General features: G+C 57.6%; 13 protein-coding genes. 6 read left to right on the top strand and 7 right to left on the bottom strand.

All coding sequences use genetic code 11. The features are described from left to right. Window positions 1-58: 58 nt before the first annotated feature. Window positions 59-946, top strand: a complete 888-nt coding sequence (locus tag FGL86_RS13065) for a LysR family transcriptional regulator (protein ID WP_147184955.1) — start codon at window positions 59-61, stop codon at window positions 944-946. Between the two features lie 78 nt (window positions 947-1024). Here the strand turns inward: FGL86_RS13065 and gcvP are convergent, their stop codons facing one another. Both gcvP and gcvH read right to left on the bottom strand, forming a co-directional pair. Beyond that, entirely contained in the window at window positions 1025-3919 is a 2895-nt protein-coding gene (gcvP, locus tag FGL86_RS13070; RefSeq protein WP_147184956.1) for an aminomethyl-transferring glycine dehydrogenase, read from the bottom strand. A gap of 88 nt (window positions 3920-4007) precedes the next feature. Next, complete coding sequence (gene gcvH, locus FGL86_RS13075) at window positions 4008-4403, bottom strand: glycine cleavage system protein GcvH (protein ID WP_147184957.1); 396 nt, start codon at window positions 4401-4403, stop codon at window positions 4008-4010. Between the two features lie 288 nt (window positions 4404-4691). Here gcvH and FGL86_RS13080 point away from each other — a divergent pair, with 288 nt between their 5' ends. Both FGL86_RS13080 and gcvT read left to right on the top strand, forming a co-directional pair. After that, window positions 4692-6080, top strand: coding sequence for an alanine/glycine:cation symporter family protein (locus FGL86_RS13080; RefSeq protein ID WP_147184958.1), 1389 nt, complete (start codon window positions 4692-4694; stop codon window positions 6078-6080). A 145-nt stretch (window positions 6081-6225) separates the two neighbouring features. Beyond that, entirely contained in the window at window positions 6226-7338 is a 1113-nt protein-coding gene (gene gcvT / locus FGL86_RS13085) for a glycine cleavage system aminomethyltransferase GcvT (RefSeq protein WP_147184959.1), read from the top strand. Window positions 7339-7469: 131 nt separating this feature from the next. Here the strand turns inward: gcvT and FGL86_RS13090 are convergent, their stop codons facing one another. Genes FGL86_RS13090 through FGL86_RS13100 form a run of 3 tightly spaced genes read right to left on the bottom strand, consistent with a single transcriptional unit; the run spans window position 7470 to window position 9896 of the window. Next, window positions 7470-8129 carry an alpha-ketoglutarate-dependent dioxygenase AlkB family protein gene (locus FGL86_RS13090; RefSeq protein WP_147184960.1) on the bottom strand — a complete coding sequence of 220 codons (660 nt, stop codon included), beginning with the start codon at window positions 8127-8129 and terminating at the stop codon, window positions 7470-7472. Between the two features lies 1 nt (window position 8130). Further along, a complete protein-coding gene (locus tag FGL86_RS13095; protein ID WP_246131625.1) occupies window positions 8131-9000 on the bottom strand; it encodes a M23 family metallopeptidase in 870 nt (289 codons plus the stop codon). 23 nt (window positions 9001-9023) lie between these two features. Continuing rightward, a complete protein-coding gene (locus tag FGL86_RS13100; RefSeq protein WP_147184962.1) occupies window positions 9024-9896 on the bottom strand; it encodes an acyltransferase in 873 nt (290 codons plus the stop codon). A 94-nt stretch (window positions 9897-9990) separates the two neighbouring features. Here FGL86_RS13100 and FGL86_RS18435 point away from each other — a divergent pair, with 94 nt between their 5' ends. From FGL86_RS18435 to FGL86_RS13110, 3 genes are all read left to right on the top strand, one after another. Further along, window positions 9991-10038 carry a hypothetical protein gene (locus tag FGL86_RS18435; protein WP_484266841.1) on the top strand — a complete coding sequence of 16 codons (48 nt, stop codon included), beginning with the start codon at window positions 9991-9993 and terminating at the stop codon, window positions 10036-10038. Window positions 10039-10122: 84 nt separating this feature from the next. Next, window positions 10123-10824 carry a CoA transferase subunit A gene (locus FGL86_RS13105; protein ID WP_147184963.1) on the top strand — a complete coding sequence of 234 codons (702 nt, stop codon included), beginning with the start codon at window positions 10123-10125 and terminating at the stop codon, window positions 10822-10824. 53 nt (window positions 10825-10877) lie between these two features. After that, window positions 10878-11540 (top strand): 3-oxoacid CoA-transferase subunit B, encoded by a 663-nt coding sequence (locus FGL86_RS13110; RefSeq protein WP_147184964.1) that lies wholly within the window; start codon window positions 10878-10880, stop codon window positions 11538-11540. Between the two features lie 143 nt (window positions 11541-11683). Here FGL86_RS13110 and FGL86_RS13115 read toward each other — a convergent pair whose 3' ends face one another. Both FGL86_RS13115 and FGL86_RS13120 read right to left on the bottom strand, forming a co-directional pair. After that, on the bottom strand, window positions 11684-12451 hold the full coding sequence (locus tag FGL86_RS13115) for a VOC family protein (protein ID WP_147184965.1): 768 nt from the start codon (window positions 12449-12451) through the stop codon (window positions 11684-11686). Window positions 12452-12643: 192 nt separating this feature from the next. Beyond that, window positions 12644-12919: a GrxA family glutaredoxin gene (locus tag FGL86_RS13120; RefSeq protein ID WP_147184966.1), complete on the bottom strand. Its 276-nt coding sequence runs from the start codon at window positions 12917-12919 to the stop codon at window positions 12644-12646. Window positions 12920-13079: the final 160 nt, after the last annotated feature.

A 13079-nucleotide genomic window follows, 5' to 3' on the forward strand; every position in this document is an offset into this window, starting at 1 on the left:
TGTCTTGTAAACTTTATTTAATCATTCTTCAAAATGCGCCCGAGTGAAATGCTGCGTCATGTTCAACGCCCAGTACTTTCGTACCTTCATTACGCTGGTGGAAACCGGTAGCTTCACCGAAACCGCCGGACGTCTGAACATGACTCAGCCCGGGGTCAGCCAGCACATCAGAAAACTCGAGCGCTACCTTCAAAAATCCTTGCTGACGAGACACGGACGGCGGTTTACGCTTACCGAGAGCGGACGTCGTGCCTACGACTATGCGCTTAGGCTATTCGCTGAGCACGAGCAGTTTCGCCATTCGCTGGATGACGACTCACTGGACAGCGGCGAATGTCGTATTGCCTCACCATCCAGTATCGGCCTGATGCTTTATCCCTTTATGCTGGGCTATCAGCAGATGCATGCGGGCATCACCGTCAGCTACCACTTTGCCTCCAATAACGAGATTGCCAAGGATCTCGTCGCCGGGCGCTACGACCTGGGAATCGTCACTGAAACCGTCAAGCACCCGAAGCTGAATTATCAGCTTTGGCATCAAGAGCCGCTTTGTCTGGTGGTGCCGGCGGATTTTGTCGGCACGGGGCTGAGCGATCTGCTGGGGCTTGGAATGATTCACCACCCGAACGGTATCAATAATGCCAGCGGTCTGTTGAAAGCCAATTTTCCCGACGAGTTTCGTTCCCTGGATCATTTTCCTCGTCAGGGGTTTACCAACGAGGTGTCCCTGGTGCTGGATGCGGTAGCGCGAGGGTTGGGATTTTGCGTCGTTTCCCGGCTGATTCTCGAGACATCGCCGTGGCAGCGTCAGGTCAGAGCGCTAGCACTGTCGCGGCCGGTCTATGAACACCTCTATTTGGCGATGCCCAGCGAAGTGGAAATGCCCCGTCGCTATACCCGCCTGCTCGAAGAATTTCGCGAACAACGCAGTCTCGCCTCCCAGTGATGTCTTTCTCATAAAAAACACCTCCGGCTTGTTATGCCGGAGGCGTTTATCGATGACGTGACTAGTCGGCTTTGAACGTCAATCTCGATACTCGTCGATACTAGGACAGGAGCAGATCAACTGGCGATCGCCGAATACATTATCCACCCGGTTGACCGCCGGCCAGTACTTCGCCGCCTTGACCGCCTCGGTAGGGAAGGCGGCGACTTCACGAGAATAAGGATGCTCCCATTGCTCGGCCATCAGATCCGCCATGGTATGTGGTGCATTCACCAAGGGATTGTCCTCGCCGCTCCAGTCGCCGCTTTCCACCCGAGCGATTTCCTCACGAATCGCGATCATCGCGTCACAGAAACGATCGATCTCGAACAGGGATTCGGACTCCGTAGGCTCCACCATCAAGGTACCGGGTACCGGAAAGGACATGGTAGGCGCATGAAAGCCGTAGTCCATCAGGCGCTTGGCGATATCTTCCTCGCCGATACCGGAAGCGGACTTCAGTGGGCGAATGTCTATGATGCATTCGTGGGCCACGGTACCGTTGATACCCTTGTAAAGCACCGGGTAGTGCTCTTCGAGACGCTTGGCGATGTAGTTGGCGTTGAGAATCGCAAGCTCCGTGGCTTCCCTGAGTCCTCTGGCGCCCATCATCTTGATATAGCCCCAGGAAATCGGCAGGATCGAGGCGCTGCCGTAGGCCGCCGCTGAAACCGCCCCGCAGTTTTCCTCGACCCCGGGGATCGGCGTGACCACGTGATTGGAAACGTAGGGTGCCAGGTGCGCCTTGACCCCGATCGGCCCCATGCCCGGCCCGCCGCCTCCGTGCGGGATGCAGAACGTCTTGTGCAGGTTGAGATGGGAAACGTCGCCGCCGAAATCTCCTGGACGGGCAATTCCTACCTGAGCATTCATGTTGGCGCCATCGATATACACCTGGCCACCGTGACCATGAACGATATCACAGGCTTCCTGCACGCCCTCCTCGAATACCCCATGAGTGGAAGGATAGGTCAGCATGATCGCGGAAAGCTCTTGGCTGTGTTTCTCTGCCTTGGTCTTTAGATCCGCCAGATCGATGTTGCCATCCTTGTCGCATTCCACCACCACCACTTTCATCTGCGCCATCGCAGCGGAAGCCGGGTTGGTTCCGTGGGCGGAGCTGGGAATCAGGCAGATGTTGCGGTGGCTCTCGCCTTCGGCCTCCTGGAAACGGCGAATGGCCAACAGGCCTGCGTATTCCCCTTGGGCGCCGGAGTTGGGCTGCATGGAAATATGATCATAGCCGGTGATTTCCTGCAGGAAGGCGGATAGCTCGTCGATGACCTGCTTGTAACCGGCGACCTGATCCCGGGGCGCGAACGGGTGCACGTCGGCGAATTCCGCCCAGGTGATGGGAATCATCTCGCTGGTGGCGTTGAGCTTCATGGTGCATGAGCCCAGCGGAATCATTGCGTGGGTCAGGGAAAGATCCTTGTTTTCCAGCCGCTTGAGATAGCGCAGCATCTCGGTTTCGCTGCGGTAGCGCTGAAAGGTAGGATGCGTCAGGAAATCCGAGCTGCGCTGACAGGCGTCGGGAATGCCACTGATGCGCTGATTCAGAATCTCTTCATCGAGACTTGCAATGGAAAGATCATGTTCTTCTCCCAGCAGGATATCGAACAGCACCACCAGATCCGCAGCAGTGGTAGTTTCGTTCAAGCTGACGCCGATATCGCCATTATCGAAGTAGCGCAGGTTGACGTCGTGAGTCAGGGCGCGCCCGTAAATCTTGCCCGCATCCAGGTTCGTGAGCCGCAGGGTATCGAACCAGCTGTCATGCACGAGGCTGACGCCCTTGCGCTTGAGGCCTTGCGCCAGGATATTGGTCAGGCGATGGATGCGCCGGGCGATGGTGCGCAGGCCCTCCGCGCCGTGATAGACCGCATAGAAACCGGCGATGTTGGCAAGAAGCGCCTGGGCGGTACAGATATTGGAAGTCGCCTTTTCGCGGCGGATATGCTGTTCCCGCGTCTGCATGGCCATGCGAAGTGCCTGGCGTCCATGGCTGTCCCGGGAGACGCCGATGATGCGGCCGGGAATCGAGCGCTTGAGCTTGTCCGTGGTGGCGAAGAAAGCGGCGTGGGGGCCGCCGAAGCCCATGGGTACACCAAAACGCTGGGTGTTGCCCACCACGATATCCGCCCCCAGGCTGCCAGGCTCCTTGAGCAGCACCAGGCCCATGATGTCTGCCGCCACGCAGGTCATGACGCCGGCATCCCGGGCCTTGTCCAGCAGCGGTGCCAGATCGCGAATCTGGCCGCTCTCGCCGGGATACTGCAGCAAAGCGCCGAACACTTCCTGGTCCGTCAGGTTGTCCGCCGGCGCGACGATCAGCTCGAAGCCGAAATAATGCGCGCGGGTACGCAGCACGTCCAAGGTCTGTGGCAGCACATCGTCGGCAACGAAGAACGTCTGGCTCTTGATCTTCTTGTTGGCCCGCCGGCAGAGAGCCATGGCTTCCGCGCTGGCGGTAGCTTCATCCAGCAGCGAGGCGTTGGCCAGTTCCATGCCGGTGAGGTCCATGACCATCTGCTGGAAATTGAGCAGACCTTCCAGGCGGCCCTGGGAGATCTCCGCCTGATAAGGCGTGTAAGCGGTATACCAGCCCGGGTTTTCCAGCACGTTGCGCTGAATGACCGCGGGTAGGTGAGTGTGGTGATAGCCTTGACCTATATAGGTCTTGAAGACCTTGTTCTGGCGCGCCAGGCGTTTCAGGTAGTCGAGCGCCTCGGCCTCGCTGCGCGGCGAGTCCAGATCGAGCTCACGCTTCAAGCGAATGCCCGGTGGTACGGTTTTCTCGATAAGCGTAGGAAGGCTGTCGATGCCCAGCGTCTCGAGCATGGTGGCGACATCGTCGCTGCCGGGTCCGTTATGACGTTGCAGAAACGCATCGTGACTGGCCAGCTCCGCCAGACGTCGATTCTCTAGTGCCATGAAACACCCTGTAGGAAATAAGGGAGCCAATCGCTCCGTAAGAACAAGAATCGGGCGGGGGTCATTCCCGCCCTGATGCGACCGTCAATCAGTCCTCGTCTGCCTCGGCTACCTTGGTATAGGCGTCCGCGTCCATCAGCTTTTCCAGCGAATCTTCGTCGCTGAGCCGAAGTTTGGCGATCCAGCCATCTTCGTAGGGCGACTCGTTGATGGTTTCCGGAGAGTCTTCCAGGGCTTCATTGATTTCGACCACTTCGCCGGCCAAGGGAGCGTAGAGATCCGACGCCGCCTTGACGGATTCGATGACGCCAAATTCATCACCGGCGTCCATCTCGCGCCCGATTTCCGGAAGCTCAACGAAAACCACGTCGCCCAAAGCTTGCTGGGCATGATCGGTGATACCCAGAGTGACGGTGCCATCACCGTTGTCTAGCACCCACTCGTGGCTTTCGGTGTAGCGAAGATTGGCTGGAATATTGCTCATCTCGTTTTCCTATACGAAGGGGTTTCCGATTCGATGAATTCTAACGCTATCCATGACGTTTCGCGAATTATGTCGACACTCGATGCTCCGCAAGGCTGGCATCGAAACGATTCGGTCAGCGCAGGAGACAGCTGACTCGAGGAATCAGGAAAACGTTGAATAATCGAGTTTCCAGGCGAGTACTGTTAGAAAAGCGTTTCTGCGAAAGTACAGTAGAGTGTAATGGAAACAATCCGCTATGGTACGCGGGTGCGCAAGTAATAAAAAACCGATCAAGGGGTAACTCAAGTGGAAACATTGACGAGTATCTTTACAGCGATCAACGGCGTGGTGTGGGGACCATTGATGCTGATCCTGCTGCTGGGGGTAGGGATTTATCTGCAGGCGGGACTCAAGATCATGCCGATTCGCAAGCTCGGCATGGGCTTCAAGCTGTTGTTCCAGAAGCGCCCGGCGGGCATGGGAGAGGAGAAGGAAGGGGAAATCTCGCCCTTCAACGCCCTGATGACGGCACTTTCCGCCACCATCGGCACCGGCAACATCGCCGGGGTGGCCACGGCCATCGCACTGGGTGGACCTGGCGCGATCTTCTGGATGTGGATCACCGCTCTGGTGGGAATGGCCACCAAGTTCTCGGAAGCAGTGCTGGCGGTACGCTTCAGGGAAACCGACAGCCTTGGCTACCATATCGGCGGGCCGATGTACTACATCAAGAATGGCCTGGGGCGAAAGTGGATCTGGCTGGGGGGCGCCTTTGCCTTCTTCGGCGCGGTAGCCGCCTTCGGCATCGGCAATACGGTGCAGTCGAATTCCGTGGCGGACGCTCTGGAATCCAGCTTCGGCGTTCCGCACTGGATCACGGGCCTGGTGATCATGGTGCTGGCCGGGGCGGTGATTCTGGGCGGTATCCGCCGCATCGCCAAGGTGGCGGGCAAGCTGGTGCCGATCATGTCTGTCGCCTACATCATTGCCGGCATCATTGCCCTTGCCGCCAATATCGATCAGATCGGCACCGCCTTTGGCAATATCTTCTATTATGCCTTCAATCCTCATGCAGCAGTGGGCGGATTCGCCGGCGCCGCTGTCATGGCGGCGATACGCTTCGGGGTGGCGCGGGGTATCTTCTCCAATGAAGCCGGCCTGGGCAGCGCCCCTATCGCCCACGCCGCGGCCCAGACCAAGAACCCGGTACGCCAAGGCTTGATCGCGATGCTGGGAACCTTCATCGATACCATCATGGTCTGCACCATTACCGCCCTGGTGATTCTGACCGCGCCTATCTGGGAAACCGGCGAGGCGGGCGCTTCCTTGACGGCGCTGTCCTTCGACAACGCTCTCCCGGGTGGCGGTCTGGGTGAGGCGATCGTTTCCATCGCGCTCTCTGTCTTTGCCTTCACCACGATTCTCGGCTGGTCCTTCTATGGTGAGAAATGCTGCCAGTTCCTGTTTGGCGTGCGCTCCATCATGCCTTACCGAGTACTCTTCGTGCTGGCGATTCCGGTAGGAGCGCTGGCTCAGCTGGGCTTCATCTGGCTGATGGCGGATACCTTCAACGCCTTGATGGCGATTCCCAACCTGATCGCGCTGGCGCTGTTGTCGCCGATCGTCTTCAAGCTGGCCAAGGATTTCTTCGCCGGCAAGGATGTCTTGCCCGGTGAGGAACTCGATCATTTTTAAGCGACTTGCTTGAGGAAGGACCAAGGGGCGGCTGATAGCGAATACTATCGGTTGCCCCTTATAGGTTTAGCCTCATGGCGTTACACTCGCATCGTTCATAGTCGTTCCAGGACGATTCATCGCAACCATGAGGGAGACCAAAGGCATGGGTGAACTCGACAAGACCCCCTTATACGAGCTGCATGTGGAATGCGGCGGCAAGATGGTGCCCTTTGCCGGTTATTCCATGCCGGTACAGTTTCCGCTAGGCGTCAAGAAAGAGCATGAGCACGTTCGCAACGCTTGCGGGCTATTCGACGTTTCTCACATGGGACAAGTGATTGTACGCGGTCAGGAACCGGCAGCAGCGCTTGAAACTCTCGTGTCCGCGGATATCGTCGGATTACCGGAAGGCATGCAGCGTTATGCGCTATTCACCAACGACGAAGGTGGCATCCTCGATGATCTGATGGTCAGCAACGCCGGGGATCATTTCTATCTGGTCGTCAACGCGGCCTGCAAGGAACAGGATATTTCCTACCTGCATACCGGCTTGGCCGGCGAATACGAGATCGAGGTGCTGGATCGCGGTCTGTTGGCGCTGCAGGGGCCGCAGGCGGCCACCGTCATGCAGCGGCTGTGTCCCGAGGCCTGTGACTTGACGTTCATGCATCACGGTCGTTTCGAGATCGATGGCATTCCGGTGTGGATCAGTCGCAGCGGCTATACCGGAGAAGACGGCTTTGAAATCTCCGTGCCGGTGGAGCAGGCGGAAGCGCTGGCGCGCTTGCTGCTGGAGCAGGATGAAGTCGAACCGATCGGGCTCGGGGCGCGAGATTCCTTGCGTCTTGAAGCCGGGCTTTGCCTCTACGGCCACGATATCGATACCACCACGACGCCGGTGGAAGCTGGACTGATCTGGGCGGTCGGCAAGCCGCGTCGTCATGGCGGGGAGCGGGCGGGAGGTTTTCCCGGTGCGGATATCGTATTGCATCAGATCGATGCCAAGGACCATACCCGCAAGCGGGTCGGCCTGCTGGGTGAAGGGCGAGCGCCGGTGCGGGAAGGGACCAAGCTGTACGATCAGGACGATAAGCATATCGGCGAGGTAACCTCCGGCGGTTTCGGACCCAGCGTGGGCAAGCCGGTGGCGCTGGGCTATGTGGATGTCGCTCATGCGAATCTGGATACGCAGGTCTTTGCCGAAGTACGTGGCAAGCGCTTGCCTATGACGATCAGCAAGACGCCTTTTGTCACGCCGCACTACTATCGCGGGTAAAAAGAGCGGATATCGTGGCAAGAAAGCCAGGCGTTTTCGGCTCTATTCTCTTGTTATATTTATACCGTTATCTTTCTTTATATTTGACAAGCTGAAACATAGAAATCGCTCGATTATATCGAGCGATTTTTTTATTGGCGGAGAAAAACATGGCGGAACGTCAGGTTGATACGTAAACCATGAGATTTCTTGAGCAACAGGGCATGTTCAAGTTCATGCTGAACGCCAGGCCCCATGAGCAGCAGGCTGCCGTGAGGCAGCCAGATATTGAAAGAAGGCCTCGACCGGTCTCGAAAACGAAAGCGCAGCGGCCGCTCCGCGCCAAGGCTGACAGAGGCAATCACCGGATCCGGCCCCAGTTCCGGCTCGTCGTCACGGTGCCAGCCCATGCGTTCGTTGCCATCCGTGTAGCGATTGATCAGGACGCTATTGACGTTCATTTGCTTGATAGCTTGAGAATCCTGCAGGCCCTTGGGCAAATACCGGGTCGTCAGACAGTCCTTGATACGTCGTGCTAGAAAGGCAATAGCGGGATGCCAGGGTTCGGAAGTAAAAGTCTGCCCCGAATAGCGATAGCGGATGCCTTCATCGCCCATCCAGACCTGCTGACGCGGGATAAGATGGGTGCGGCCATACAAACGAAGACTGGGGCGTTGCCAGGGAAGTTCACGGTCAAGTTCATCCAGCAGCGAATTTGCCTGTTCGCTGTCCACGAAGCCGCGGGCCAATACCAGACTAGGGCGCTCGAGCAAGGTTTCCCACGTCCACGACTGGTCGCGATGTGATGTCATGTCAGCGTAGTACCCGTCTTGGATTGATGGGTTTTCCCCCCTGGCGTAGATCAAACAGCAGCTCAGGGCTCGAACCGTTCGAGGCCACCCGACATAGAATTTCGCCTTGGCTGACTCGCTGGCCATTTTCGACGCTCAGGCTATCGCACTGGGCATAGACGCTCTGCATGTTGTCCGAGTGATGAACAATGACCACCTTGCCAAGCTTGCGCATGCTGCCTGCGAAACGTACCTCGCCGCTTGCTACCGCGCGGGCATTGGTGTCGCCATCGAGCAGCATGGGTTGCAGCGTGCCGCGGCCGTCCGGGCCAAATTCCCGTATCACGCGATGATTTGCCAGGGGCCAGGGCCAGTCCTTGGCGGAGCCGGGCAGTGAGGTGCTGGCCGGCTTGGACGAGGGGCGGCGCTTGACAGCGCTGGGACTCGAAGCACTCGATTTTGTCGCATCGCTCCTTGCCATACTGGATCCTGCGGTACTGGCGGCGTAGAGAGGCACCTGGATCAACTGACCGGTACGTAGATCCTGAGGGTCAAGGCGGGAATTGGCCGCCTGAATGCGACTGGCCTGGGTGCGAAAGTGTCTGGCAATCGAGGAAAAGGTGTCTCCGGGACGAATCTGATAGCGATAGGGCCCACCGGAAGGAGCGCGCTCGCGAGTCGTCGGTACCAGCAGGCGCTGCCCTACCGCCAGATGGCGAGCACGAACGCCAGGATTGAAGCGCTGCAACCGAATCAGCGGCACGTGCGCGCGTCTGGCAATCTCGCCCAGGGTGTCACCACGCTGCACGCTGATCCAGCGACCGCCGATGTTTTCGGTGCGGGTGGCGCTACCGGCACAGCCCGCCAGCACGCTGACTATCAGCAGGGTCACGAACCACCAGCGAGCGCTTGACCTCAGCCGATGGCATCGAGCCGGCGATCCTTTTGTTGCCATAGTTCGTTGAGCCATGCCTGAAAGCGTTCCTTGAAATGTGAATCCTGATGATAGTCGCCGTCTACCATCCACTCCGGTACCGTCAGTTGCCGGGCTTCGAGGCTAATCGATCCTTCACGACCACACAGGAAATCCCAGAAGTTCGGAGAGGGGCTGGCATAGCTCAGGGTAACATCGAGAATGCCGCTCAGCCGCTGGCCGAGCAGGCTGATCACCTGAGCGGTACCGCCCGCCTTGGGTCGCAAAAGATGCCGGTAAGGGCTTTGCTGGGCCGCTCGCTTGCTTTCGGTAAAACGCGTGCCTTCAACGAAGTTATAGATGGCGACGGGAATTTGCTGGGCGCGTTCGCACATCAGGGCGGTGGAGGCATGATCGCGTTCCGCCAGCCTGGGGTTGCGTTCGAGCTGTTCGCGGCTATAGCGGCGCATGAAAGGAAATTCCAACGCCCACCAGGCAAGGCCGACGATGGGTACCCAGATAAGCTGACGCTTGAGGAAGAAGCGTGGCATTGGGATGCGGCGGTGCAGTGCCATCTGCAGCACGAAGATATCCGTCCAACTGCGATGATTGGAGATCACCAGCCACCATTGCTGAGGGGAAGGCGTCTCAGGCACATCAAGACTGAGCTTTGGTTTCAGCCAGTGGCGCATCCACCATAGGTTGAAGCCGATCCAGTTCAAGGCGATGGCGTTGAGTCCCTTGAGTATGCCAAGACGCAGGCGCCGCCCCGGGGTGATCAGTTTCACCAGGGTCAAGAAAATCAGGGGAATCCCCCAGAACAGTGTATTGAACGTCAGTAACAGCAGGCTAACGATCCCTTTCAGGGATGACATTTGCGCTCCTTCAGCGACTTGGCAGCGAGAATCTGGCGCTAATGCTACTGCAAGTCCAGGAGCCTGCCCAGCCGGGAAAAAGCGTCGATGATGGTTGTTTTACCTGTCCGATCATTTATTGTTGAATGTGATCAGACAATAAGAAAACTGTAATTAACAATGTATCGAACGGCATGACGCTGGTTAATGCCACAACACCACTTACACCTTTGATCGAGGCAACGATATGGCCGGGTTTGACAAGCGAGTATCTTCCTACGAAGAAGCGATGGCGGGCATCGAGGATGGCATGACGGTGATCGCCGGTGGCTTCGGTCTATGCGGCATTCCCGAAAATCTGATCCAGGAGATCAAGCGTCGGGGTGTCAAGGGTCTCACCATCGTCTCCAATAACTGCGGCGTGGACGGCTTCGGGCTAGGCATCCTGCTCGAGGATCGCCAGATCAGCAAGATTCTGGCCTCCTACGTGGGCGAGAACGCCCTGTTCGAACGCCAGATGCTGGACGGCGAGATCGAGGTGGTGCTGACTCCTCAAGGAACCTTGGCGGAGAAGATGCGTGCCGGTGGCGCAGGCATTCCGGCGTTCTATACCGCCACCGGCTACGGCACGCCGATCGGCGAAGGCAAGGAAGTGCGCGAGTTCAACGGCAAGCATTGCATTCTCGAAGAAAGCATTGTCGGCGATTTTGCCATCGTCAAGGGCTGGAAGGCGGATCACTACGGCAACGTGATCTATCGCCATACGGCGCAGAACTTCAACCCCATGGCCGCCACCGCCGGGCGCATCACCGTCGTCGAAGTCGAGGAGATCGTCGAGCCGGGGGAGTTAGAGCCGAGCCAGATTCACACCCCCGGCATCTACGTGGATCGCCTTATCCAGGGCACCTTCGAAAAACGTATCGAGAAGCGCACCCTGCGTGAAGGTTGATTCAAGCAACTGATCCGACGATTTCGATCTTAACGACAAGAGGTAGACATACCATGGCACTTACGCGGCAACAGATGGCTCAGAGAGTGGCTCAGGAATTGGAAGACGGGTTTTATGTCAACCTCGGCATCGGCATTCCGACCCTGGTGGCCAATTATATTCCCGACGGAATCGAAGTGATGCTGCAATCCGAGAACGGCTTGCTGGGCATGGGCGCCTATCCCACCGAGGAACAGCTCGACCCGGACATGATCAACGCCGGCAAGGAAACCGTGACCGCGAGTATCGGGGCGTCGATCTTTTCCTCCGCGGAATCCTTCGCGATGATTCGCGGCGGACATGTGGATCTTACCGTGCTCGGTGCCTTCGAGATCGACCAGAACGGCAATATCGCCTCCTGGATGATTCCCGGCAAGCTGATCAAGGGCATGGGGGGAGCCATGGATCTGGTGGCAGGTGCCGAGAACATCATCGCCATTACCACCCACGCTTCCAAAGATGGCACGCCAAAGCTACTCAAGGAATGCACCTTGCCGCTGACGGGCATGGGCTGTATCGGTCGCGTGCTGACGGACCTGGCCTATCTCGAGATCAAGTACGGCAGTTTTATTCTCAAGGAGCGGGCGCCGGGTGTGAGCATCGAGGAAATCGTCGAGAAGACCGATGGCAATCTGATCGTGCCGGACGATGTGCCGGAAATGCGGCTGGCCGTGTAAACCAGCAAGAACTGAGCGAGGGTGGTGAAAAACTGAGCAACCCTCCTGCAAGGCTCCTGCCGACACGAATGACGAAAATCGGTTAGGGGCTTTGCACAGCGTTATCCACAGAAAATGTGCATAACCTCAGGGCGATAGGGGGGTCAGCCGATGACGCAGCGCGTGTGCTGCGGCAGCAGTAGCTGGGCGCTACGGGTGGTGCTACCGGACAGGCATTTCTGCACCAGGGCGATCCCGCCCAGGGACAGGCGGTGTTCGTCGCCGCCGGCAAACGCCAGGCGCCTGCTGCAACCAGGATAGAAACGATATTCGAGCAGGGTGGAAACCGGCAGCACGCCGTGGTATCGATCCTCGCTTGCCACAATACCCGCCGCATTCAGTAGACCGTCGAGGGTCGGCAGGTCGCTATTCAAGCGGTCACAGTCAAAGCCGACGTGGTGAAGCCGCGGTCCCATAACCGCGAGCCAGGCAGCCAGGGGATGCATCTTTTCCAACTGACGGAAAGTCTCCCAATCGGGCATCGGCCAAGGTCGCCCGCGACACAGCAGATTCTGGCCTTGACCATCCCAAGGGTGGGTCTGTTCGATCAGAATCTTCAACGCCTCGCGCGTCTTGCGCAGCAGCGATCCCAGCTGAAGCTCCGCCAGCACCAGCCAGGTACCATCGTCGGCAGGGGCAAGCTGAGTGACAAGTAGCCCCCGGTCCGCCATGGCGTGCCGGCTTAACCGCTTATATCCCAGGTGCTGTAGCGCCGGTATCAGGCGTTCCGCCGCGAAAGAGCCGTGATTCAGAGTGACAAGAACAAAATACTCCGGCGCCTGAAGCGACGTCCAGAGCGGCAGAGCGCCAAGTTCAGGATGCTGATAAATATAGTCGAGTTGCAGTTGCTGCAGGAATTCTTCCCGTTGCATGCCGTGTCCTCTTCCCTGTCGCACCCGAATGGCTCGACGCCTGGAAGAGTATAGAAGCTGGGGAGGAGGAGCTATTCAACGCCAGTGATACGCTTTCTCAAGGGAATAAACGAGCGACTCAAAAAAAGACACCGCCCTTGTAGAGCGGTGTTGCTAATGCAGAAAACGAACCTGAACCCAGGTGGACTGCATTCAGCTAGGCAGACTTTCTGAAAGCAGCGCCTTGTCCTTGACGTATTGATTGAACTCGGTAAAACCGCCGATATGCGTCTGATCAACAAAAATCTGGGGCACCGTTTCCACCGGCTTGCCGATGGTCTTTTCCATATCCGCCTTGGTGATACCTTCGGCGTGAATGTCGATATAGCGATAGCCTTCAATGGCCTGTGCCTCTTGCAACTGTTCCGCGAGTTCCTGTGCACGCACACAGAACGGGCATCCGGGGCGTCCAAAAATCACTACCATCATGCAACATCTCCTTTAAAAGGAAAGACTTGTTTAGGTTGAATTGAAGCAATGTGAAATCGTGGGATACATTGTCTCTCAAAGCGCTGTGTCAAGCCAATAGAGTCTAACTACGTGGCTTATTGCAGTGCACTATTCAGCAATTCATTATTCAGCAGAGAGT

Source organism: Pistricoccus aurantiacus (assembly GCF_007954585.1).
GTDB lineage: Bacteria > Pseudomonadota > Gammaproteobacteria > Pseudomonadales > Halomonadaceae > Pistricoccus > Pistricoccus aurantiacus.